This is a genomic window from Brucella sp., assembly GCF_032066345.1.
Classification (GTDB): Bacteria; Pseudomonadota; Alphaproteobacteria; order Rhizobiales; family Rhizobiaceae; genus Brucella; species Brucella pseudogrignonensis.
The window spans coordinates 63,746-85,676 of sequence record NZ_DAMBKZ010000019.1; the positions used below are offsets into that span (position 1 = coordinate 63,746).

The window sequence follows — 21,931 nt, forward strand, 5'->3', positions numbered from 1 at the left end:
GACACGCAACATGAAGAAGCGTCTGGCGTTACTTCATCGTTGGGATAACGAATTCCGCACCATCCTTAACGCCATGCCGCGTGCCCGCAGCAAGGCGAGGACACGCAACATGAAGAAGCGTCTGGCGTTACTTCATCGTTGGGATAACGAATTCCGCACCATCCTTAACGCCAGACGGCCAGCGCGAGGTGACTGTCTTGGTCTTGGTGTAGAAGCGGAATGCATCCGGGCCGTGCTGGTTGAGATCGCCGAAGCCCGAAGCCTTCCAGCCACCAAAGGTGTAGTAAGCAATCGGAACCGGAATTGGCACATTGATACCGACCATGCCGACCTGAACGCGGCTGGCAAAATCGCGGGCTGCATCACCGTCACGGGTGAAGATAGCAACACCATTGCCATATTCATGCTCATTCGGCAGTGCGAGGGCTTCTTCGTAGTTCTTGGCGCGAACAACCGAGAGGACGGGACCGAAGATTTCTTCCTTATAGATGCGCATGTCCGGCGTCACATTGTCGAACAGACAGCCACCCATATAGAAGCCGTTTTCATAGCCCTGCATCTTGAAGCCACGGCCATCGACGACGAGCTTTGCGCCTTCCTCGACACCGAGATCGACATAGCCACGAATGCGGTCGAGAGCGGCCTTGGTGACAACCGGGCCATAATCGGCCGAATTATCAGTCGATGGGCCAATCTTCAAGGATTCAACGCGTGGGATCAGCTTTTCCATCAGACGGTTTGCGGTATCTTCACCAACCGGAACAGCAACCGAGATCGCCATGCAGCGTTCGCCAGCCGAACCGTAACCGGCACCGATCAGCGCATCCACAGTCTGATCCATATCCGCATCCGGCATGATCAGCATGTGGTTCTTGGCACCACCGAAACACTGGACGCGCTTGCCGTTCGAGCAGCCGCGACCATAGATATATTGGGCAATTGGTGTCGAGCCGACAAAGCCGATTGCCTGTACATCCTTATCGTCGAGCAGCGCATCAACCGCATCCTTGTCGCCGTTGACGACGTTGAAAATGCCAGCCGGAAGACCTGCTTCCATGAACAGTTCGGCCAGACGCATCGGCACGCCCGGATCGCGTTCGGATGGCTTCAGCACGAAGGCATTGCCGCAGGCAATCGCCGGGCCAGCTTTCCAGAGCGGGATCATGGCAGGGAAGTTGAACGGCGTGATACCGGCAACAACACCAAGCGGCTGACGCATCGAATAGGTATCGATGCCCGTACCTGCATTGTCGGTGAATTCGCCCTTCAGCATATGAGCGGAACCAAGGCAGACTTCCACCACTTCCAGACCACGCTGAATGTCGCCTTTGGCGTCAGCAATCGTCTTGCCGTGCTCGCGGGCCAGCAGTTCTGCAAGGCTGTCATATTCAGCTTCGACGAGTTCAAGGAACTTGCGCAGAATGCGAACGCGGCGCTGCGGGTTTGTTGCAGCCCATGCTGGCTGAGCCGCCTTGGCGTTTTCGACCGCTGCACGTACTTCATCTTTCGTGGCGAGTGCCACAGTGCCCTGAACCGTGCCGTCAAGCGGCTGAAAAATATCAGCCGTACGACCGCTTTTGCCGGCTACATGCTTGCCGCCAATGAAATGTCCTACATTGCGCATGAAAACGCCTCCCGTTGCTTATGCTTGTGGTTATCCCTTCAGGCAGCAAAAGAGCTACCATCCTAACGCCTATCCTGACTCTGCAAATTCATGATTGCAAGTCACTGAAAAGCGTATCCGTTGTGCATTTTTTATAGTACAAAATCGCATGGTGCCAAAAGATGTGAAGCCGCTTTCGGTATCGTGCGGAGATACAATGCCATGAACTGGGATGATATTCGGATATTTCTGGCCGTTGCGCGTTCAGGGCAAATTCTGGGAGCGGCCAAAAGATTAGGCATCAACCACACCACGGTGGCACGTCGCCTGACAGCGCTTGAAGCCGCACTCTCGACAACACTTCTGACACGCCGCACCAATGGCTCGACACTGACGCAGGCGGGTGAAGAGTTTCTTCTGGCGGCTGAACGTATGGAAGCGGAAATGCTTTCAGCCCGTGCGCAGGTTGGCAATGCCGATGTTGCTGTGTCCGGCACGGTGCGTATCGGCGCCCCCGATGGTTTTGGCGTTAATTTTCTCGCCCCTAGACTGGCACGACTGACACAGCAATACCCCGACCTCACCATTCAGCTGGTGCCGGTGCCGCGCTCGTTTTCGTTGTCACGGCGCGAGGCGGATATCGCCATCACTGTGGAACGCCCCGAGCAAGGCAGGCTGATTGCCCGAAGGCTGGTGGATTATACGCTCGGTCTTTATGCCCATCGCAGCTATCTCGAAGAGCATGGCACGCCGCAAACGACTGAAGAACTGAGTAGCCACAGACTGATTGGCTATGTTGAAGACCTCGTGGTCAACCCGTCGCTTGCCTATGCCGCGGAAATCAGCCGTGACTGGAAACCGGATTTCGAAGTATCGAGTGCGCTGGGTCAGGTGGAAGCCGTGCGGGCCGGTGCTGGCATCGGCATTCTTCATGCGTTCATCGCACGCGCCGATCCCGATCTCGTGCCGCTCTTTCCAGATCGCACAATCCGCCGTGCCTATTGGCTCACATATCATGAATCCGCACGCACACTTCGCCGCGTGACGGCCGTTTCAGCGCTGATTTCGGAACTGGTCGAAAACGAGAAATCGCTGTTTAGCTAAAGCAGTTCCAGCAAAAATGTGAACCGGTTTTGCGTTCGAAAATGCGATAAAAACAAGCCGCTCTATCGCGCTTTCCAGTAGATCACCATCACGACAACAATCATGATTGCCGGAATAAACAGCGCATCAAGACCAATGAAATAATGCGCCAGACCACCGCAGACAGCGCCAACCATCAGCGAGAACCAGACCGCGAAATGCTGCAACCAGCGCCAGCGCGGAACCTCGCCACGCAATGATCCGGCAAGATCAGCGGCAGAATTGAACAACGTGCCTGTCACGTAAGTCACGCCAAGCCGCGCAGAACCTATGGGCTGCACGGCCGCATTCTGTGCGCCCATGGCAGCTGCAAGCAGCAGCACAGGATGGACCAGCACAAGCCCTTCGCGGCGCAAGATACTTACCAGCAGCAACACAATCACAACGCTCGCCATCACCGCGAGGCTTCCGTCCTTGCGATAGGCTCTTACCACCAGCGTGCCTAGAAACGCGCCGACAAAGAACAGAGCGATCAATGCAGCTGGCAGCCATATGACGACGTTGCCCATCACGTCGGGCTGACCAGCGATGGCAATGCCAAGCTGCGTGGTGTTCCCACTCATGAAGGATGCGAAAAAGCCTCCCAGTTCAAGAAAGGCAATTGCATCAACGAAACCTGCCGAGGCCGTAAGAGCCAGCCCCAGCGACAGCTGAGAATTCGGTGTCATGTGTCAGGACTTTGAAAAAGAACAGCCCGGTCTTTAGCGCATCCCGAAAAGTGTGAAACGGTTTTCGGGAAGGATGCGCGCCAAAACAAATATTGAGACGCGCCGATCTGATTTAATCAGATCGAAACGCGCTCAAAAAACCGGGCCACTACAAAAAATGAAATACGCGATCAAACGCGTTTGACGATCCGCAGAATAATCAGAAGTATCGCCGCGCCGATGAAGGCATTGATGATCGCGGCGATAATACCGCCGCCAACCGAGAAGCCCAGGCGAGGCAGCAACCAGCCCGCAAAGAAGGCACCGATCACGCCGACGATGATATTGCCGATGAGGCCGAAACCACCACCCTGCACCACCTTGCCAGCAAGCCAACCGGCAATCAGACCAACGAAAAGGAATACAAGAAGACTCATACCGTCCATAAGCAATTCTCCCTCTCAGAACGCGCCCGCGACGCGTCTGAGACGAGTTGACATTATGTTGCCCCGCTAGACAAGGGGGCTGACGAATTATGGCGCGAGATGCCGGAAAGCGCTCACGACCTCTTCATAGACCTTGCGCTTGAAAGGCACGATCAATTCAGGAAGCTCCTGCATTGGCTTCCACGCCCATTCCTCAAACTCTGCCGTATGACCACCGGGCGGCGGATTGATTGCAATCTCGCTTTCATCGCCTTCAAAGCGATAGGCGAACCATTTCTGCGTCTGCCCGCGATATTTGCCCTTGAGCGCCTGTCCGACAAGACGCGCTGGCAGATCGTAATTGATCCAGTTCGGCGCTTCTTCAAGCAGCGACACCGACTTCATGCCGGTTTCTTCGTAAAGCTCACGCAGCGACGCAACTGCCGGATCTTCGCCCTTATCGATACCGCCCTGCGGCATCTGCCAGAGCTGTGTTGCGCCATCCATTTCGTCGCCCGGAATAACAATGCGTCGCCCGGCCCAGACAAGACCGGCCTTGTTGAGAACCATCAACCCCACGCAAGGGCGATAGGGCAAGCTTTCAGGATCGACGGGGCCTTTGTGCTTCGACATGATATCTCCGTGTAATCGCAAATGTTTTCACAACTGATATGCGGCAGAACATACAGTTTCAATGTTATTGAACTGCGACAAAAGAAAACGCGGGAGCCTGAACTCCCGCGTTTGATGTTTCCATCGCCTTCAAAGGCAGATCAGTTCAGAACGCTCTTCTTCGGATCTGGTGGGAAGGCAGCATTGGCCTCTTCACCGCGCAGAAGCTTCAGCGCTTCATTGAGCTGAACGTCATCCTTGGTCTCAAGCGGCACATAAGCGGCCGAACCCGAACCGGCATCGTCTTCCTCATTGCCCTTGATGTGGCCTTTGAGTTCAGACTCACCACGAACGACATCTTCACCACGCAGTTCTGGTGGCAGCGGCTGTTCAACCTTGATGTCTGGCGTGATGCCCTTGCCCTGGATCGACTTGCCTGATGGCGTGTAATAGAGCGCCGTTGTCAGACGCAGCGAACCATTTTCGCCAAGCGGGATAATGGTCTGGACAGAGCCCTTGCCGAAGGACTGCGTGCCAAGCACGGTCGCACGGCGATGATCTTGCAGCGCACCCGCTACGATTTCCGACGCACTGGCCGAGCCGCCATTGATGAGCACGATCACCGGCTTGCCATCAGCCAAATCACCCTTGCGCGCATCGAAGCGCGTCACATCCTGCGGATCACGACCACGGGTCGAAACGATTTCGCCCTTGTCGAGGAAGGTATCGGAAACAGCGACAGCCTGATCGAGCAGACCACCCGGGTTGAGGCGCAGGTCAAGCACATAGCCCTTGAGCTTATCGCCCGGGAGCTTTTCCTGAATGTCTTTGATTGCCTTCTTGAGGTCATCAGAGGTCTGTTCGGTGAAGGAAATCACACGCAAATAGCCGACATCATTCTCGACACGCGAACGAACGGCCTTAACCTTGATCACAGCACGGTCGATCTTGAGCGTGATCGGCTTGTCTGCGCCCTGACGAATAAGTGTCAGCTCGATTGGCGAACCAACTTCACCGCGCATCTTTTCAACCGCATCGCTGAGACTGAGGCCACGAACTTCCTGACCATCGATCTTGCTGATCAAATCGCCTGCGAGAACACCGGCTTTGGAGGCTGGCGTATCATCGATTGGCGCAATGACCTTAACCAGATCGTTGTCCATGGTGACTTCAATACCAAGACCGCCAAACTCACCCTTGGTCTGCACGCGCATATCCTGCGCTGCTTCCGGGTTGAGGTATGATGAATGCGGGTCAAGCGACGTCAACATGCCGTTGATGGCGCTTTCCGTCAGCTTCTTGTCATCTGGCGGCGTCACATATTGCTGGCGCACGCGCTCAAAAATATCACCGAAGAGAGCCAGGTCCTTATAGACATCGCTATCTTTCCCCGCTGCGGCAAAAGCAGTGGAGGCAGGCGCGCCCTGAACCATCACCATGGCTGACGCCCCCATCAGGGCCCCGGCGAACAGCAGCGACAGTTTACGTATCATTTTGTGTCCTTCCAGAAAGCCGCTCGGACCACCACGGGGCCGGATCAACGGGTTTTCCATCTTTTCGAAACTCAATGTAAAGCAATGGCGCGCCATTGCCCACCTCAATCGGTGCAACACTTGCGAGAAGTTTTTCACCCATTGCGCCGACAGGTTCACCCGCCAACACAAACTGACCTTGCGCCACATCGATTCGGCCCATGCCAGCCATCACGATATGATATCCGCCGCCAGCGTCCAGGATCAAGAGCTGCCCATAAGATCTGAATGTACCTGCGTATAGTACAACGCCATCGGAAGGTGACGTAATCGTGGCAGCGGGCAAGGTTTCAACCACCTGCCCCATCATGTTGCCACCGACACCGTCTTTTTCGTTAAAATGCCGGAGTGTCTTGCCTGCAGCAGGCAATCCAAGCTTTCCTTGCAGCGATGCAAAATCAATCTGCGCGTGCAGACGGTTCTCGTCAGGCGTTGCTTCTCCAGCCTTTTCCTGCGCTTTTGCAAGGCGATCAGCTTCCGCTTTACGTGCAGCCTCGGCAGCATCGCGCACACCAGCCATCTGCTCATCCAGCCCGTCAATCAGCTCTTTGAGACTGCCTGCCCTGTCGGCAAGTTCTTCCGAACGCTTGCGCTGCGATAGGATTTCCTGCTCGGATTGGGCCTGCAACTTCTTCTTTTCTTCAAGAAGAAGTGATTGACGCTTTTGCTCTTCGGCCTGTGCTGTGCGTGTTTCCTTGAGCTTGTCCTGCTCCTGAGCGATGGACGCGACCACGCGCTGCATATCTTTCAGATCGCCGGTCAGCTCTTCCACCTGCTCGCGCATTTCCGGCACAACGGCGCCCAGCAGCACAGCACTGCGCACCGATGCCAACGCATCATCGGGCCGCACGAGAATAGCGGGCGGCGGGTTCAACCCCATGCGCTGCAATGCAGCCAGCACCTCGGCCAAAACGCTTCGTCGCGCGCGCAAAGAATTGCGAATGCCGTCTTCCTGCTCGCGCAAGGAAACCAGCTTGTCGGCACTATCGGCAATATCCTGCTGCAACTTCTTGTCCGTCTTTGCAGACTGGATAAGCGCTGCCGTAATCGTTGCCTGATCTTTCTTAAGGTTGGCTACCTCGTCTTCGAGCTGTTTAAGCTTGTCGCTTGATACCGAGAGTTCGGTGCTGAGCTGCTCATATTCACTTGCCGCCTTGTCGCGCTGCTGCTGGATTCCTTCTTGCGCAAAAGCCAGCGTTGCGCCTGACATAAGCGCAGTCGCAACAAGGCCAGCCCGCATCAAGGCAGACAGCAAAGACTTTTTTGAAAGGCGAAAAGGACACATGGCGCGCTATATCAGAAAGAAACAAGGCCAAAACTAGCCGCAGAGCATTAAGGAATTGTTAGCCATAGTCAGGGCGGCAACGTTTAATCTTTATAACTCAGGAGAAAGGCAAACTGTTAAGATGCTTCAGAGTGAATTCTAGAAAATTCCTTATAGAGTTCCCAAGCTTCGTCATCTGCTCCTAACGCTACCTTTGCCATTATCTGCAAAAGCATCGACGACCCGGGAGTAACATCTTCAACTTCCACCACTTTACCTGCCCAATCTGGGTCAGTTTCCAACTCAACGTTTAGTATCCACCAACGTTTAATTTTAGTTACAAGTGCGACAATTTCTGAGAACATAGTATCAAAATCGGGTTCATAGCTTCCACCGATGACATTTTGGAGTTCATGAGCAAAACGATTTCGCTCGAGGGTCAAACGTCTTATTGCCATTTCATCGTCATCAGTCAGAACGTCGTTCTTTTTAAGCCAAGCAATACTCGAACGATGAGGATCTTCCTTGGATTTTGGATCTAAAGATAAAACCTCGCTCCGGTAATCATCTCCTGTCGCCCATCCTTTGTCTGCTGACCACGAATCCGCATAAAAGGCATGAAGATTTTCTTTGATCGCGCTTACAAGCATTTCATGTGCGACCAGAAACAAGCCAGCGCGAACAAGTCTCCCCTTGATGACATCAGGGTTCAAAAAGTCTTCCCAAAGCTTGACTGGATTAGATTTCAAGGGCGCCACTTTCTGTAATCAATTCCCAATTCATGTGAATATTCATGAGAATTGCGAACAGAGCAACCAAGATCAAAAGCTAATAAATGAGCCTAATTATCACGGCGCCAGATCAGGATAGCTCTGCACATATTCGTGCATTTCACGCCGATAACGCCAGACAGCGCGTGCGCGGTGTTTCCAGAGGTCGCGGCGTGGCTGTTTCCATGGCTTTTCCGGACCATGGAAATGCACGATGATATCCGGCACGGATTTGCTTTCTTCAGCGTCGCCACCTAGTCGGGCGATGTGGCGCCGCTGCCTCGCGGCCTGTCTCCACGACGAATTATAAGCCGGGTTGAGCAAATGCACGCGATCCCGAAAGACATTGTTGAGATGGTCCTGATCGCCCAACGGGCAGGCAGAAGCACGAACCAGATCATGCATGGCCCGGTGCAGTTCAGGCTCTGCGCGGATGGCATCGGTATCAAGCAGAAGAACACCGGAATTGAAGTAGCGCGATATATCGCTTTGCTGCATCAGTCCCTGCAACTCACGGACACGGGGCATACATTTTTCGCGCACCTTGAGATTGCGAGCAGACCATTTCGCCACAACGCAATCGCGCACCGCCCCAACCGGACACCCATTGAGATTAAGCGCGAAAAGTGGGGCGACGTCGCCCACTACCTGCGTGTCGCCATCAATATAGAGAACACGACCTGAAATTCTGGTCGGAATATGCAGACGCCCCATTGATGCGGCAGAGATATAGGCCGTTGGCCCTTTTGCCCCGTCCAAATCATCCTGGGTAAGAGCAAGGCAATTCAGCGTGACTGCAGGATTTTTGGAAGCGACCCGATGCACTGCCTCCCAATCCTCGTCCCTTAATCCGTCACCCCAGAAATGAATGATACCCGGGACAGACAAGTGGCGCAGAACGCCCCACATCGCCACCAGAGTTGGCTTGAGAAAACCACGATCAGTCACGAATGCGATCTGTGGCAGCGTTTTATTCGTCGATGAAAGCGACATGCAATTCTTCAAATGATGCACAAGGCAGTTACAAAACCCGACCCGGCGCATCAACTATTGGAAGAACATGAAATAATTAGGATCGGTGATAAGGATGTCCCGCAAGAATTGTTGCGACCCGATATAATTGCTCAGCAATCAATATGCGGGCTATCTGGTGCGGCCATGTCAGCTCTCCCAGAGCGAGAACCAGATCGGCGCGCGAACGCAAAGCAGGATCGTGCCCATCCGGGCCGCCAATGGCGACAATCAGCTGGCGCTTCCCGTCATCACGCATACGGCCGATGCGTTCAGCAAAAACCTCCGAACCGAGCGCCTTGCCGCGCTCGTCGAGCAGGATAAGAGCAGCACCATTATCCAGTGCTTCATTGATGCGCTGTGCTTCTTCGGCCTTGCGCAATTCAGCCGTCTGTCCACGACTTTCGGGGATTTCGCTCACACCGGCGAATTCAAGCCCAAGCGGCGGCCCCGCCTTGGAAAAACGGTCGAAATAGCGCTCGACCAACTCCCGCTCGGGGCCGGCTTTCATCCGGCCCACGGCCATAACACTCACACGCATCACGTCCTCTTTACGACTTAGAGCACATTTCGATCAGATCGGCGCTCTAACTCTTTCTTTTAACGCGCATCTCTATCCGAAAACCGTTTCACACGTTTCGGATGCGCTCAAATCAGTGCACCGTTCCCGATGCGCGCTGATCTTCGAAATCGTCGTTGATCCAGATTTTTTCCAGATTGTAGAAATCACGGATTTCCGGACGGAAAATATGGACGACGATATCGCCTGTATCGATGAGAACCCAATCACCGCCCTCGAGTCCTTCGACCCGCATATCCTTACAGCCCATTTCACGAAGAGCCTGCAAAAGATGGTCAGCGACAGCCGTCACATGACGATGCGAACGACCAGACGCGACGATCATATAATCGCCGATCGAAGATCTTCCGCGGATGTCGATGGGGATAATGGATTCTGCTTTGGAGTTTTCGAGACTGGCCAAAGCCGCGTCGAAGGCCTGGGACACGAAAGCTGTTTCGTTCATCCCGACCGGTGAAGGCGCGTGGTGAGCCTTCTTCTCAATTGCTGTTCTCAGTGTAGTTCCTTTCCGACAAGAACAACGCAGTACGGCATTCATAAGCACCGTACATACCTAAGATAGGCAGAGTCCCTGTATTCTTTCAAGAGTCTTGAATGGCTTACACCATTCACTTTTTCAATTTCTGTTTGCGGAGTGCGGTCGATGAGAGCGAAGATCGCGGTCCGTGAATGAAGGTCCAGGCCGGTGGTGTACGCCGCGCAAGGAGCGGGGCGTAATGTTCATCTAGCCGGCTATCGGAAAATGTTTGCGCCATGCGTGACGATAAATAAGCCAAGGTCGAACCTGGCCTGTCGATGACTGCAATCGGGAAATTCTGCGCAATCTCCCGCCAGCGCTGCCAGCGATGGAAGGAAGCGAGATTGTCCGCCCCCATAACCCAGACGAAATGCACACCGGGATTGGCCTTGCGGATCAGCGCCAGAGTGTCGGCTGTGTAACGCACGTCAAACGCGGCTTCCAGCGCCGTCACCTTGATGCGCGGATCGCTTGCCACATGCTCGCTGAGCTCCAGACGTTCAGCAAGCGGGGCAAGTTCGCGCTTATCCTTCAGCGGATTGCCGGGCGTCACCATCCACCAGAGCTGATCAAGCTTCAGCCGCCGAATGGCGATTTCAGCGACCAGCGCATGACCACCATGCGGTGGGTTGAACGAGCCGCCAAACAGGCCCACCGTCATGCCCTTTTCGACATGCGGCATACGCAAATATTGCGCATCAACGTCCGGATAACTCGCCTTTAATGCGGAAAGCCCGAAGCCGAACTTCATCAGCCTCTAACCTGTCCGTTCCCACGAACACGATATTTGAAAGAGGTCAGTTGTTCGACGCCAACCGGTCCGCGCGCATGCATCTTGCCGGTCGCGATACCAATTTCAGCCCCCATGCCGAACTCGCCACCATCTGCAAACTGCGTCGAGGCATTGTGCAGAAGAATGGCCGAGTCGATCTCGTTGAAGAAGCGCGCAACAACATCCGCATCCTCAGCCACAACAGCTTCTGTGTGGTGGGAGGAGTAACTGTTGATATGCTCAATCGCACCCGAGACGCCATCAACCAACGCGACTGAAATGATCGCGTCCAGATATTCGGTCGACCAGTCTTCTTCCGTAGCAAGCGTGGCGGCTGCATAAAGTGTTATGACTTCATCACTGCCGCGAATTTCGCAGCCCTTGGCAGCCAGATCTTCAAGAACCGGCACCAGATGCGTTTGAGCCACCGCGCGATCCACAAGCAAGGTTTCGGTCGCACCGCAAATGCCGGTGCGGCGCATCTTGGCGTTCACAGCAATCGCGCGCGCCATATCGAGATCAGCGGACTTGTCGATATAGAGATGACAGATGCCTTCAAGATGCGCGAAAACCGGCACACGCGCTTCCGATTGCACGCGCGCAACGAGGCTTTTGCCGCCCCGTGGCACGATCACATCAATCGCGCCATTCAGACCTTTGAGCATTTCACCAACTGCCGCACGGTCAGTAACCGGAACGATCTGGATAGCATCGGCAGGCAATTGCGCTGCCTCCAGTCCCGCAACCAGTGCCGTGTGAATAGCAGCCGATGAATGCGCGGAATCTGAACCACCACGCAAGATGACCGCATTGCCAGCTTTAAGACATAGTGCGCCAGCATCTGCGGTCACATTGGGACGGCTTTCATAGATCACACCGATGACGCCCAATGGCGTACGAACGCGCTCGATATGGAGACCATTCGGACGATCCCACTCGGCAATCACTTCACCGACTGGATCATTCAATTCAGCAATAGCGCGAATGCCGTCGGCGATTGCCTGAATGCGATTGTCATCGAGTGTCAGCCGATCAACAAACGAGGCTGCCATTCCGCTTTCCGCAGCATTGGCAAGATCGAGCTTATTGGCTTCAAGAATGGTATCTTTGCTTGCGAGAATGCTATCTGCAGCAGCAAGCAGGGCTTTGTTTTTCTGTTGAGGCGAAGCGATGGAAAGCGGAGCCGCTGCCTGTCTGGCTTTACGACCAACTTCTGCCATGATGGCTGCGATGTCAGTTCCGGCGTCCACTTTGTTCAACATCCTCTTCCCCTTATGCTTCTTCCGTCTCGCTAGTGGTCACACCCCGTACCACCAGATCATTGCGATGGATCATTGCAGCGCGCGCATCATAGCCAAGAATGGCGCTGATCTCATCGCTTTTGTGCCCGGCAATTTTGCGCGCATCTTCCGCATCATAAGCAATCAGACCGCGCGCGATTTCACGGCCGTCCTCGTTGAGAACCGCAACCGTGTCGCCACGCTCAAACTGGCCTTCAATCTCTTTCACACCCGCAGGCAAAAGCGACTTGCCCGATTTCAGCGCCTTGGCTGCACCAGCATCGACACGCAAACGACCAGCGGGTTCGAGATTGCCGGAAATCCACGTCTTCCATGCATTGACCGGAGCACGCGCTGGCTCAAACAATGTCGCGCGTTCACCCCGATCAATGGCCGAAAGCGGCCCCATACGTGTGCCGGAGGTGATAATCATCGCAGTGCCTGCCGCATTGGCTATCTTGCCAGCGTCAAGCTTGGTCTTCATGCCACCGCGTGAAAGCTCTGATGCCGCAGCACCCGCCATCGCCTCGATCTGAGGTGTGATTGTTGTAACGAGCGGCAGAAACTGTGCGTTCGGGTCTTTATGCGGCGGTGCCGTATAGAGACCATCAATGTCCGAAAGCAGAATAAGAAGGTCTGCACCCATCATGGTTGCAACACGGGCTGCGAGACGATCATTATCGCCATAACGGATTTCGGTTGTCGCAACCGTATCATTCTCGTTGATGATCGGCACTGCGCCGAGCTTCAGAAGCGTTTCAATTGTTGCGCGTGCATTGAGATAACGGCGACGCTCTTCCGTATCCGAAAGTGTCACGAGAATCTGACCTGACTTGATGTCGTGGCCGCCGAGCACATCGGCATAGGCTTTTGCGAGCGCGATCTGTCCGGCGGCGGCGGCGGCCTGACTTTCTTCAAGCTTAAGCGATTTCTTGGGCAGACCAAGCACTGTGCGTCCAAGCGCAATAGCGCCGGATGAAACAACCAGAACTTCGACGCCCGCATGATGGAGCGCCGCAATGTCCTGACCCAGGCTCTCAAGCCAATTTTGCTTGAGACCAGTTGAGCGATCCACCAGAAGGGCTGATCCGATTTTGATAACGATGCGGCGATAGTCTTTGAGTTGTTTCAACATGCCTTCATTCCCTCGCCGCATTCTCAAGCGCATCCCGAAAAGCGTGAAGCGGTTTTCGGACAAGATGCACGACCAAATAAAACCCTATGCTTATTCGTCTTCAGCAGTACCGGCTTCAACGGCCCGGCTCTGATCAATAACCGCAGCCAGCTGGCGTAGCGCATCGTTCAAGCCTTCATGGCTGACCGCTGAAAGCAGCAGCGGATCGCGCCCGCAAGCCTTCTTCAGCGCCTTCACCTTTTCCTTGCGTGCATCCGGATCAAGCGTATCGATCTGCGACAGCGCCACGATTTCCGTCTTGTCAGCAAGGCCATGTTCATAGGCCTCCAGTTCACCGCGAATGACGGTGTAAGCCTTCGCAACATCTTCTTCCTGCGCCGACACCAGATGCAGAAGCACGCGGGTACGCTCGACGTGGCCCAGGAAGCGATCGCCAAGGCCGATACCTTCACTAGCGCCTTCGATCAGGCCCGGAATGTCAGCGATGACAAATTCACGCGCATCGACGCGCGCGACACCGAGGTTGGGGTGCAGCGTCGTGAAAGGATAATCGGCAATCTTAGGCTTTGCAGCCGTCACACTTGCCAGAAAGGTCGATTTACCCGCATTCGGCAGGCCGACCAGACCAGCATCAGCAATCAGCTTGAGCCGCAGCCAAAGTGTACGCTCAATGCCGTCCTGACCCGGATTGGCGCGACGCGGCGCGCGATTGGTCGAGGTCGTGAAATGCAGATTGCCAAAGCCGCCATTACCACCCTTGGCCAGACGATAACGCTGGCCAATTTCGGTGATGTCACAGATCAACGTTTCATCATCTTCTTCAAAAATCTGCGTGCCAACCGGCACTTTGAGGATGACATCATCGCCCTTGCCGCCGGTCATGTTGCGGCCCATGCCATGCATACCGGTCTTGGCCCGGAAGTGTTGCTGATAGCGATAATCAATCAGCGTGTTGAGGCCATTGACGGCTTCCACCCAGACGTCGCCACCGCGCCCGCCATCACCGCCATCAGGGCCACCGAATTCAAGAAACTTCTCGCGGCGGAACGACACGGCCCCCGCCCCGCCATTACCGGAGCGGATATAGATCTTGGCCTGATCGAGAAATTTCATTGAACCTTACCTCTTACGACGCAATAGAACTTGACTTGGGTGCGTCTTAAACTTTGGGATTGCGCGCAATCTCGCGCAATCCGATTTGCAATTACAGCAAAACCCGTGTCCTGCAAACAGCAGAAACATAAGGTTTTCAGCCTAAATTCAGTTTCCACGCAGGATCACTGAAATCAATATAGAGCAGTTCCTGATCCAGATACTGACCCTGCACATAAAGCGACTTCGGCTCAACACCATAGGATTTGAAACCAAGCTCATAATAGATGCGCTTCGCAGGCTCATTGGTTGCCACGACTTTCGCATCCAGTATCACGACGTGCTCAGCCGCGTGTTCGATAATCTGCCCAACAAGCGCCCTGCCAAGTCGCAAGCCACGCGCTTCCGGCGCGACATAGACACTGACCAGAGTGCCACGATGACGCTCGGACCTGCGTTCATGGCGGAACAAGCCGGCGATACCCATCAGGTTTTCACCATCAAAGGCGCCGAAAATGACATTGCCGTTCACTTGCTCCAGACGGCGTGCAAACACGCTGTCGGAATAGGCATTTTCTTCTTCAAAGGTCGACCCGAAAGCTTGCGGTGCAAGCTGCAATGCAGACAAGCGGATCGCGCGAAACCGGTGCAGGTCTCCCTTATCCAGTGCGCGGACAACAACCCTTTCACGGGCGACAGCGTAAATATCGTTCATTATATTCCCCGATGATTATCGGTCCTGCGATTTTCACGCAGGACCTTTTTTTGATTATGACTGCCAGCTTCTCAGGCCGATCCAGGTCCGCCGGTCAAGGACATAGCGCTCGACAGGGACATTCCCGGCAGCAAGTGAATCCGCCATGCCCATGCTGCTGAACTGAAAGCCGCACTTATGAATCACGCGACGCGAAGCACCATTGCTAGCGTGACACGAAACATGCAACCGCTCGATTGGCGTGGCCCGGAAAGCCAGATCGATCAATGCGTGCGCAGCGTCCGTGGCAAAACCATGCCCCCAATAGGGCTCACCCAGCCAATAGCCGATCTCCAGGCCTTCGCCGTGGCTATGCGGGTGGATGCCACAACAACCCATAAAGATACCGGTTTCAGCTTGGGTGATTGCGTAAATGCAATTGCCCATCTCGCCTTTTCGCACGCGCTCGACAAAATCCACGGCATTTTCGCGGGTGTATGGATGAGGCATACGGGCGAGCATAGTCGAGACGCGGGCGTTATTGGCAAGATAGGAAATTGCATCCACGTCTTCGGTATGTGGCGGGCGGAGAACCAGCCTGTCCGTGACGAGGACGGGGCAATCTAACTGATCTGCTAATCCAGGCGAGAGATCAGCATAACTGGCCTCCCGCTCGCTACAGCTCTCGTAATATTCTTCTTCTAAAACTTCGACGACCATTTGTCTGTCCTCCAGATGCAAAAAGGGAAGATGGTTGTCCCATCTTCCCTTCGATCTTTAGGCTGGTCGCCATATATACCGGGTCCAATGGGACGCCGGTATTTATGAGTGCCCGGCTTACTCTGCTGCTTCCGCGATCGGGTTTACCGATACGTAGGTGCGGCCGTTGGCTTTCGTGCGGAAAGCAACGGAACCGTTGGTGGTAGCAAAAATGGTGTGGTCTTTACCGAGGCCAACATTGGCGCCCGGATGCCACTTCGTGCCGCGTTGGCGCACGATGATGTTGCCAGAAACGACAGCTTCGCCGCCGAACTTCTTCACGCCAAGGCGCTTCGACTCTGAATCGCGACCGTTACGCGACGAACCACCAGCTTTTTTGTGTGCCATTGGATTTCTCCTTTAATCTCTTCTACTTACTCAGCCGACTCGGCCTTGGCTGCAGCCTTCTTAGGCGCTGCCTTCTTTGGCTTTGCGACTTCGCCTTCAGCGGCGTCTGTCTTAGGAGCCTTCTTCTCAGCGGCCTTCTTCGATGGCTTTGCGCCGTCGGTAAGGATCTCCGAGATACGGATCGTCGTCTGTTCCTGACGATGACCGCGGGTGCGCTTCGAATTCTGACGGCGACGCTTCTTGAACGCGATAACCTTGCGAGCACGGCCCTGTTCAACGACTTCAGCCGTTACGAGAGCGCCAGCTACGGTCGGAGCACCGATCGTCGTGCCAACCAGCAGAACTTCTGCGAATTCTACGATGTCGCCAGCTTCGCCAGCAACTTTTTCAATCTTGATCAGGTCATTTGCGGCAACGCGGTACTGCTTGCCACCGGTCTTAATGACTGCGAACATTTGTTGTCCTTTCGGTTGTTCGGTCCGGCTCTCATTTCCACGACATTTGCGCCGAAGTGATGGGCCGTCTTTTTATCAGTCGGTTGGTGAGTGGGCTTTATGCCCTTGATTACAACTCCGGAAACCCGAAATTTCGCAATCAAAACAATAGGCGCGGATCACTCCACGCCTGAAGTCTGGTGCTTATAGGTGTGAAGCAGCAGAAAAGTCAAGAATTTTCACAACAGAATGCAAATTAGCTCTTGTCTAATCGTCTCTGGCTCGTTATTGAGCCGCTACACACTTAGCATTCGCTTTAGATGCTTATCAACGGCGCGATTTTATGGATCGCTTTACCGTGGTGCACAATGCGGAGAGGTGGCTGAGTGGTCGAAAGTACCGCACTCGAAATGCGGCGTGGGGGTAACTCCACCGTGGGTTCGAATCCCACCCTCTCCGCCATTTTATCTATTGAAACGAGATCGCACCGAACATCGCTGACTAACAGCAGTTCTCCCCTGCGCGGCCCACAATCATCAACTGCTGGACCACGCCTGAGACACCGTAATGCTTGCGGATTGAAGAGCCGCTAAAGGTTCTTCTGAGCAAACCGATCAAATGCCTTCAGGAACTCACCGAGGAATTTGGCCGTATCAGGCACCAGCTTGCCGCTTTCATCCAGCAGCTTGTCAACATGTGCGAGATAAGCCTCTGGCTGCTGCAAAGTCGGCATATCCAGAAATACCAACGACTGACGAAGATGATGATTGGCACCGAAGGCCGAAATATTGCCCGGCGAGCCGCTGATGATTGCAGCAGGCTTTCCACTCCAGACACTCTGGCCATATGGACGTGAACCGACATCGAGCGCGTTCTTCAAGCCTCCGGGCACCGACCGGTTATATTCCGGCGTTACGAACAACACGGCATTGGCCTTGTTCACCTCAGCACGGAAACGTTTCCAGGCAGCGGGTGGGGCGCCGGTATCCAGATCCGGATTATAGAGCGGTAAGTCGCCGATCTCGACAATCGTCAATGCCATGTCGTCTGGTGTTACTGCATTCAAGCCGAGCGCAACCTTGTGATTGAAAGAATCTTTTCTCAAGCTCCCAACCAGAACAGCTACATTCACTTTCGTCATAGCAATTTCCTCTTTGAAATCGAACAAGCCTCACTTGCAAAGGAAGTAAGAGACAAAGCCAAGAGGTCAACTCGCCTGACACAGAATGATCTTGCTGAGTGCTTCCAGCCACCGCTTCTCAGCAATGGCCAGTCCGTGCTAGAAGGCCGTCATGAGTGTGTTGTCAGATGTTTCTCCCGTTTATAATCCGCCGTTAGAGCCATATGTTTCGATCATCCATCGCGACGAGGATATTCTGGTTCTGGATAAGCCAAGCGGACTGTTATCCGTGCCCGGACGTCATCCGGCACTTTCTGACAGCCTGGCCACACGCGTCCAAAAACAGTTTCCAAAAGCCTTGATGATCAATCGTCTGGATAAAGACACGTCCGGTCTCGTGCTCATGTCGCTCAATCGCAAAGCCCACGCCGCTATTGCTGCGCAGTTTGAAGCGCGCACGACAGAAAAGCGCTACATTGCCGAGGTTTGGGGGCGGGTGGAACAAGACGAGGGACTGATCGATCTGCCAATGGCAATTGATCCGGACAATAAACCGCGTCATCGTGTCGATCTTGATAATGGAAAGCCAGCCCAGACACGCTGGCAGGTGCTGGAACGTCATGAAAACAGCACAAGAATGCAGTTGTTTCCGCTGACTGGTCGTACTCATCAATTGCGCGTTCACATGAAAGCGCTGGGGCATGTTATTCTTGGCGATGAGTTTTATGCCGAAGGTGAGGCACTTGGCGCAGCAGACCGCTTGCTTCTTCATGCAGAAGAAGTCGCTTTCCATCACCCGGATGGTAGGCATGTGAAATTCACGGCCCCTTGCCCTTTCTAACAATGGCTATGTTTCGGAAATACCCATGTCGCAGAAAATAGACACATCGGAACTGGTTGTTGATTTTGTCGGTGGTGCCGTCGGGCATCGCTTTCGTTCCGGTGAGGGACGCGGACAGGCTCTGGCAAAGGCGGCAGGTCTTGCGAGTGGCATCACGCCAGACATTGTGGATGCAACAGCCGGTCTTGGCCGCGACGCTTTTCTGCTCGCCGCACTGGGGGCGAAGGTAACGCTGATAGAGCGATCAGAGAAAATGCACAGGCTGCTGGCTGAAGGCCTTGCGCGCGCTGCAGCTGAAGGCGGTCAATATGCGGAAACCGTGGCGCGCATGACGCTATTACATGGCGATTCCTGCCTGCTGATACCGGAATTGAAGCCAATGGTCGTTCTGGTTGACCCCATGCATCCACCGCGAGGCAATACGGCTCTGGTCAAAAAGGAAATGCGTCAGATCCGCGAGATCGTCGGCACCGATGCAGACTCTGAGAAGCTGATGCTTGTTGCTCTTGAACACGCGCTAAACCGTGTCGTACTGAAATGGCCGCTGCGCGCTGAACCCATGGCAGGGCTACGCAAGCCCTCCCATCAGATTCTCGGTAAAAGCACCCGCTACGATGTCTTCGTGAAAGCAAAGATCGTGGCTGATTAGATCGGTGCCCTCAACTTTTTGAGATGCGCGCGTTAAAGCATTTCCAATTTTCATTAAATGTTGGAACTGCTCTATTTATTTTGCGCGCATCTTGTTCTGCAAAACTGCTTCGCACTTTTCGGAATGCACATTACGCTCTAATTCGAGCACTTCACATCATAAGACAGGACCGATGGCGTATCACCTACCGTTGTGACAGACAGGCTGTGGCCGGCATTATTATAGGAGAAGCCGCAATAGCCGAAGCCAGTTCCTGAGCAGCCATCAACCTCGCTGATACCCATCTCTCGCAAACCCTTCGATATGATGTCCAGCTCGTCCTTACTTTCTTCTGGCTGCCAGCCATGTTCAATGAGCATGATACGCGCCAGACTAATCGGCAGTCGATAAATATTAGGTACCGTCACCTGGCCAGAACAGAATTTCTCTTCGCCCGGTAATGCGGTGACAATGATACCTTTGCCACCAACCAGCTTCACATCAGCAACCGGCTGCTGTACCCAGTCGCCATCCCAAATGCGTATGCCGTCACCGTTCTGTTCGACACGACCCAAACTGAGGGTTGCATTTTTGGCGGCATACACAAGTGCAACAAGTTTGCCGTCTTCATAAAAGGCAAGATTACCTTCTTTCAACAAGCACGATCCGCTCGTTCCTTGTTCCATATCGGTCACGAAACTGACAGCCTGCAACGCGCCAAGCTTCGCTTCCCCGGTCACGGTCCAGCCCCGCTCTTCCACCGCACGCGCCTCGGCACTTGTCGTTTTGGTGTCATGGTTATCGCAAGAAGCGGCGTCTCCGCTTTTCTTTGGTGCCTTTGGCAGCTCTGCAAGCCGCACAATATCAACGCCGGTGACTTGTGAAACAGGGATGATCTTATCCAGAGATGTTGGATGAGTAGTATCCGATTGAGCATTCGCTGAGCCAGCCAACACCAAGGTCATGCCAGCAACGAGAAAACGTGAAATCATGCCACACCATTCCGAAAATCTGTGTTCTTGCGAGCAAAACGGTGCATCGGATGAAACGGTGCCTCGCCTGATTCTGGTACAAGATAGCAGCCAAATGACAGTTTCAAAGCCAGAACATTGTTTTTGCTGTATCTTCATCGAAATTAGACTGGATCGTCCAAGATAGCGATTTGTATTGTTTGAGACTTGGAAGCATTATCAAGCGAACTAGATAGTCGCGTAACCATGACGTAATACAGTCAAACATGATTGAGGCCGGATGAAAAAGACCATTGATCTGACAACCGCGCCCATCAATCAGGCACTGTTGCTTTTCGCTCTGCCAACGCTCGGCTCGTCAATCCTGCAATCGGCCAACGGCTCCATCGATACAATCTGGATCGGTCAGTTGCTGGGGACAGACGCTCTCGCAGCGACAACAAACGGCAATCTGGTAATGTTTCTGCTGACTGCCTTCGTCTTCGGTTTCGGCATGGCCTCGACGATTCTGATCGGCCAGTCCTTTGGGCGGCGGGATATCGAAACGGCACGCGCCATCACAGGTACGACACTTGGAGCCTTCATTCCTGTCAGCATTATCGTGGCTGTGGTTGGTTGGTTCCTCGCACCCTATGTCCTGGGTCTGCTCGGCACCCCGGAAACGATTGAACCGCTGGCGCGCGCTTTCCTGCAAGTAACCTTCGTTGCAATGCCTGCCATTCTCATGCAGACAATCCTGATGATGGCGCTACGCGGCAGCGGTGATTCCATAACCCCGTTGATATTTATGGGCCTCGCCGTCATCCTTGATATAGCGCTTAACCCGCTGCTCATTCTCGGGATCGGCCCAATTCCCGCGCTTGGCATATCAGGCTCGGCACTCGCCACAGCCGTAGCGAATTATATCAGTCTCGCGGCCATGCTCATCTATGTCTATCGCAAGGATTTGCCTTTGCGTCTCAAAGGACAGGAGCTTTGGCTTCTGGTGCCGGACCTCAAGGTCTTAAAGCTGATTTTCAGCAAAGGGCTTCCGATGGGCATCCAGATGATCGTGGTCTCGAGTGCCATGCTGACGATGATGCGGTTGGTTAATCAGGAAGGCGTCAATACGACCGCAGCCTTCGGCGCAACACAACAATTATGGACCTATGTTCAGATGCCGGCTATGGCGCTTGGCGCAGCGGTGAGTGCGATGGCTGCTCAGAATATCGGCGCTGGCAAATGGGATCGCGTCAACAACATCACACGGATCGGCGTCTTCTACGCCATTCTGATGACTGGCATTTTGGTTGTTGTGCTGCTCATTGCCGACAAGCAGGCCATGCAGATATTCCTGGGCTCTGACAGCCCTGCCATCCCGATCGGTCAGCACATCGGCAAGATCGCAACCTGGGGCTTTATCGCCTTTGGCGTTTCCATGGTTCTGTTTGGCACCGTGCGGGCGAATGGACAAGTTATCTGGCCACTTATCATTCTGTTTGTTTCGATGTACCCGGTGCGGCTTGGTGTTGCCGTCGGCATGAGAGACTGGCTCGGACCGGATGCCCTGTGGCTCAGCTTCCCTGTTGCCATGCTTTCGACGATGCTTATGGCTGGCGCGCTTTATCTTCATGGCGGATGGCGTAAGAACCAGTCAATGCATGTCGATAAGTTTGAGCAGGAGGCCACGGCTGCGGCCACAGCCCAGACAGCAGAAGCCGCCCCTTCCTCGAACGCGCTGACACCGAACCCACCGCACGTTCCTGAGAATAGT

At 54.2% G+C, this 21,931-nt stretch carries 24 protein-coding genes and 1 tRNA gene; 5 read left to right on the forward strand and 20 right to left on the reverse strand.

What is annotated here, in order from left to right; all coding sequences use genetic code 11:
- Positions 1–127 precede the first annotated feature (127 nt).
- Positions 128–1,624, reverse strand: a complete 1,497-nt coding sequence (locus RT142_RS19530; protein ID WP_112814481.1) for a CoA-acylating methylmalonate-semialdehyde dehydrogenase — start codon at positions 1,622–1,624, stop codon at positions 128–130.
- Between the two features lie 201 nt (positions 1,625–1,825).
- Between RT142_RS19530 and RT142_RS19535 the strand changes: the two genes are divergently transcribed.
- Positions 1,826–2,707: a LysR family transcriptional regulator gene (locus tag RT142_RS19535; RefSeq protein WP_313030848.1), complete on the forward strand. Its 882-nt coding sequence runs from the start codon at positions 1,826–1,828 to the stop codon at positions 2,705–2,707.
- A gap of 62 nt (positions 2,708–2,769) precedes the next feature.
- Here the strand turns inward: RT142_RS19535 and RT142_RS19540 are convergent, their stop codons facing one another.
- The 17 genes from RT142_RS19540 to rplU form a co-directional block, all read right to left on the reverse strand.
- Positions 2,770–3,414 (reverse strand): YoaK family protein, encoded by a 645-nt coding sequence (locus tag RT142_RS19540; protein ID WP_112808228.1) that lies wholly within the window; start codon positions 3,412–3,414, stop codon positions 2,770–2,772.
- A 170-nt stretch (positions 3,415–3,584) separates the two neighbouring features.
- On the reverse strand, positions 3,585–3,839 hold the full coding sequence (locus RT142_RS19545) for a GlsB/YeaQ/YmgE family stress response membrane protein (RefSeq protein ID WP_007876912.1): 255 nt from the start codon (positions 3,837–3,839) through the stop codon (positions 3,585–3,587).
- 87 nt (positions 3,840–3,926) lie between these two features.
- Entirely contained in the window at positions 3,927–4,451 is a 525-nt protein-coding gene (locus RT142_RS19550) for an RNA pyrophosphohydrolase (RefSeq protein WP_064321117.1), read from the reverse strand.
- Positions 4,452–4,591: 140 nt separating this feature from the next.
- On the reverse strand, positions 4,592–5,923 hold the full coding sequence (locus RT142_RS19555) for a S41 family peptidase (protein WP_007876924.1): 1,332 nt from the start codon (positions 5,921–5,923) through the stop codon (positions 4,592–4,594).
- On the reverse strand, positions 5,913–7,172 hold the full coding sequence (locus RT142_RS19560; RefSeq protein WP_408913749.1) for a murein hydrolase activator EnvC family protein: 1,260 nt from the start codon (positions 7,170–7,172) through the stop codon (positions 5,913–5,915). Before RT142_RS19560 ends, RT142_RS19555 begins: the two co-directional genes overlap by 11 nt.
- A 191-nt stretch (positions 7,173–7,363) precedes the next feature.
- The gene (locus RT142_RS19565; RefSeq protein WP_161624140.1) at positions 7,364–7,975 is read right to left on the reverse strand and encodes a hypothetical protein; all 612 of its coding nucleotides are present in this window, start codon (positions 7,973–7,975) and stop codon (positions 7,364–7,366) included.
- Positions 7,976–8,074: 99 nt separating this feature from the next.
- Positions 8,075–8,989: a glycosyltransferase family 8 protein gene (locus RT142_RS19570; RefSeq protein WP_215775744.1), complete on the reverse strand. Its 915-nt coding sequence runs from the start codon at positions 8,987–8,989 to the stop codon at positions 8,075–8,077.
- A 76-nt stretch (positions 8,990–9,065) separates the two neighbouring features.
- On the reverse strand, positions 9,066–9,548 hold the full coding sequence (gene rlmH / locus RT142_RS19575) for a 23S rRNA (pseudouridine(1915)-N(3))-methyltransferase RlmH (RefSeq protein ID WP_313030858.1): 483 nt from the start codon (positions 9,546–9,548) through the stop codon (positions 9,066–9,068).
- A 112-nt stretch (positions 9,549–9,660) separates the two neighbouring features.
- Positions 9,661–10,032: a ribosome silencing factor gene (gene rsfS, locus RT142_RS19580; protein ID WP_007876933.1), complete on the reverse strand. Its 372-nt coding sequence runs from the start codon at positions 10,030–10,032 to the stop codon at positions 9,661–9,663.
- Between the two features lie 163 nt (positions 10,033–10,195).
- Positions 10,196–10,855 carry a nicotinate-nucleotide adenylyltransferase gene (locus tag RT142_RS19585; protein WP_007876935.1) on the reverse strand — a complete coding sequence of 220 codons (660 nt, stop codon included), beginning with the start codon at positions 10,853–10,855 and terminating at the stop codon, positions 10,196–10,198.
- Positions 10,855–12,138 carry a glutamate-5-semialdehyde dehydrogenase gene (locus tag RT142_RS19590; RefSeq protein WP_112808234.1) on the reverse strand — a complete coding sequence of 428 codons (1,284 nt, stop codon included), beginning with the start codon at positions 12,136–12,138 and terminating at the stop codon, positions 10,855–10,857. The genes RT142_RS19585 and RT142_RS19590 overlap by 1 nt, the downstream gene beginning before the upstream one ends.
- A gap of 10 nt (positions 12,139–12,148) precedes the next feature.
- Positions 12,149–13,291: a glutamate 5-kinase gene (gene proB / locus RT142_RS19595; RefSeq protein ID WP_200637287.1), complete on the reverse strand. Its 1,143-nt coding sequence runs from the start codon at positions 13,289–13,291 to the stop codon at positions 12,149–12,151.
- A 90-nt stretch (positions 13,292–13,381) separates the two neighbouring features.
- Positions 13,382–14,404, reverse strand: coding sequence for a GTPase ObgE (obgE, locus tag RT142_RS19600; RefSeq protein ID WP_007876941.1), 1,023 nt, complete (start codon positions 14,402–14,404; stop codon positions 13,382–13,384).
- Positions 14,405–14,540: 136 nt separating this feature from the next.
- Positions 14,541–15,098, reverse strand: a complete 558-nt coding sequence (locus tag RT142_RS19605) for a GNAT family N-acetyltransferase (protein ID WP_007876943.1) — start codon at positions 15,096–15,098, stop codon at positions 14,541–14,543.
- A 54-nt stretch (positions 15,099–15,152) separates the two neighbouring features.
- The gene (locus tag RT142_RS19610) at positions 15,153–15,797 is read right to left on the reverse strand and encodes a GNAT family N-acetyltransferase (protein WP_312470161.1); all 645 of its coding nucleotides are present in this window, start codon (positions 15,795–15,797) and stop codon (positions 15,153–15,155) included.
- A 117-nt stretch (positions 15,798–15,914) separates the two neighbouring features.
- Positions 15,915–16,184 carry a 50S ribosomal protein L27 gene (gene rpmA / locus RT142_RS19615; RefSeq protein WP_007876947.1) on the reverse strand — a complete coding sequence of 90 codons (270 nt, stop codon included), beginning with the start codon at positions 16,182–16,184 and terminating at the stop codon, positions 15,915–15,917.
- A 26-nt stretch (positions 16,185–16,210) separates the two neighbouring features.
- A complete protein-coding gene (gene rplU, locus RT142_RS19620; protein ID WP_313030867.1) occupies positions 16,211–16,639 on the reverse strand; it encodes a 50S ribosomal protein L21 in 429 nt (142 codons plus the stop codon).
- A 351-nt stretch (positions 16,640–16,990) separates the two neighbouring features.
- On the opposite strand from rplU, the gene RT142_RS19625 reads away from it, so the two are divergent.
- A tRNA-Ser gene (locus tag RT142_RS19625) sits at positions 16,991–17,080 on the forward strand.
- Between the two features lie 127 nt (positions 17,081–17,207).
- Here the strand turns inward: RT142_RS19625 and RT142_RS19630 are convergent.
- Complete coding sequence (locus RT142_RS19630; RefSeq protein WP_313030870.1) at positions 17,208–17,759, reverse strand: NADPH-dependent FMN reductase; 552 nt, start codon at positions 17,757–17,759, stop codon at positions 17,208–17,210.
- Between the two features lie 151 nt (positions 17,760–17,910).
- Here RT142_RS19630 and RT142_RS19635 point away from each other — a divergent pair, with 151 nt between their 5' ends.
- A complete protein-coding gene (locus tag RT142_RS19635) occupies positions 17,911–18,579 on the forward strand; it encodes an RluA family pseudouridine synthase (RefSeq protein ID WP_313030873.1) in 669 nt (222 codons plus the stop codon).
- A gap of 25 nt (positions 18,580–18,604) precedes the next feature.
- Positions 18,605–19,228 (forward strand): class I SAM-dependent methyltransferase, encoded by a 624-nt coding sequence (locus tag RT142_RS19640; RefSeq protein ID WP_079212341.1) that lies wholly within the window; start codon positions 18,605–18,607, stop codon positions 19,226–19,228.
- 137 nt (positions 19,229–19,365) lie between these two features.
- On the opposite strand, the gene RT142_RS19645 is transcribed toward RT142_RS19640, so the two are convergent.
- Positions 19,366–20,199: a hypothetical protein gene (locus RT142_RS19645; protein ID WP_313030876.1), complete on the reverse strand. Its 834-nt coding sequence runs from the start codon at positions 20,197–20,199 to the stop codon at positions 19,366–19,368.
- A gap of 259 nt (positions 20,200–20,458) precedes the next feature.
- On the opposite strand from RT142_RS19645, the gene RT142_RS19650 reads away from it, so the two are divergent.
- The coding region (locus RT142_RS19650) for an MATE family efflux transporter (protein ID WP_313030878.1) at positions 20,459–21,931 on the forward strand (1,473 nt) is incomplete at its 3' end.

Coding starts and splice junctions, on each gene's coding strand:
- RT142_RS19550 (WP_064321117.1), bottom strand. CDS start 4,451: ATGTCGAAGCACAAAGGCCCCGTCGATCCTGAAAGCTTGCCCTATCGC.
- RT142_RS19585 (WP_007876935.1), bottom strand. CDS start 10,855: ATGAAGTTCGGCTTCGGGCTTTCCGCATTAAAGGCGAGTTATCCGGAC.
- RT142_RS19640 (WP_079212341.1), top strand. CDS start 18,605: ATGTCGCAGAAAATAGACACATCGGAACTGGTTGTTGATTTTGTCGGT.
- RT142_RS19610 (WP_312470161.1), bottom strand. CDS start 15,797: ATGGTCGTCGAAGTTTTAGAAGAAGAATATTACGAGAGCTGTAGCGAG.
- RT142_RS19605 (WP_007876943.1), bottom strand. CDS start 15,098: ATGAACGATATTTACGCTGTCGCCCGTGAAAGGGTTGTTGTCCGCGCA.
- RT142_RS19545 (WP_007876912.1), bottom strand. CDS start 3,839: ATGGACGGTATGAGTCTTCTTGTATTCCTTTTCGTTGGTCTGATTGCC.
- RT142_RS19535 (WP_313030848.1), top strand. CDS start 1,826: ATGAACTGGGATGATATTCGGATATTTCTGGCCGTTGCGCGTTCAGGG.
- rpmA (WP_007876947.1), bottom strand. CDS start 16,184: ATGGCACACAAAAAAGCTGGTGGTTCGTCGCGTAACGGTCGCGATTCA.
- RT142_RS19635 (WP_313030873.1), top strand. CDS start 17,911: ATGAGTGTGTTGTCAGATGTTTCTCCCGTTTATAATCCGCCGTTAGAG.
- RT142_RS19555 (WP_007876924.1), bottom strand. CDS start 5,923: ATGATACGTAAACTGTCGCTGCTGTTCGCCGGGGCCCTGATGGGGGCG.
- rlmH (WP_313030858.1), bottom strand. CDS start 9,548: ATGCGTGTGAGTGTTATGGCCGTGGGCCGGATGAAAGCCGGCCCCGAG.
- RT142_RS19560 (WP_408913749.1), bottom strand. CDS start 7,172: ATGTCAGGCGCAACGCTGGCTTTTGCGCAAGAAGGAATCCAGCAGCAG.
- RT142_RS19530 (WP_112814481.1), bottom strand. CDS start 1,624: ATGCGCAATGTAGGACATTTCATTGGCGGCAAGCATGTAGCCGGCAAA.
- rsfS (WP_007876933.1), bottom strand. CDS start 10,032: ATGAACGAAACAGCTTTCGTGTCCCAGGCCTTCGACGCGGCTTTGGCC.
- RT142_RS19570 (WP_215775744.1), bottom strand. CDS start 8,989: ATGTCGCTTTCATCGACGAATAAAACGCTGCCACAGATCGCATTCGTG.
- rplU (WP_313030867.1), bottom strand. CDS start 16,639: ATGTTCGCAGTCATTAAGACCGGTGGCAAGCAGTACCGCGTTGCCGCA.
- obgE (WP_007876941.1), bottom strand. CDS start 14,404: ATGAAATTTCTCGATCAGGCCAAGATCTATATCCGCTCCGGTAATGGC.
- RT142_RS19590 (WP_112808234.1), bottom strand. CDS start 12,138: ATGTTGAACAAAGTGGACGCCGGAACTGACATCGCAGCCATCATGGCA.
- RT142_RS19645 (WP_313030876.1), bottom strand. CDS start 20,199: ATGATTTCACGTTTTCTCGTTGCTGGCATGACCTTGGTGTTGGCTGGC.
- RT142_RS19540 (WP_112808228.1), bottom strand. CDS start 3,414: ATGACACCGAATTCTCAGCTGTCGCTGGGGCTGGCTCTTACGGCCTCG.
- RT142_RS19630 (WP_313030870.1), bottom strand. CDS start 17,759: ATGACGAAAGTGAATGTAGCTGTTCTGGTTGGGAGCTTGAGAAAAGAT.
- proB (WP_200637287.1), bottom strand. CDS start 13,291: ATGTTGAAACAACTCAAAGACTATCGCCGCATCGTTATCAAAATCGGA.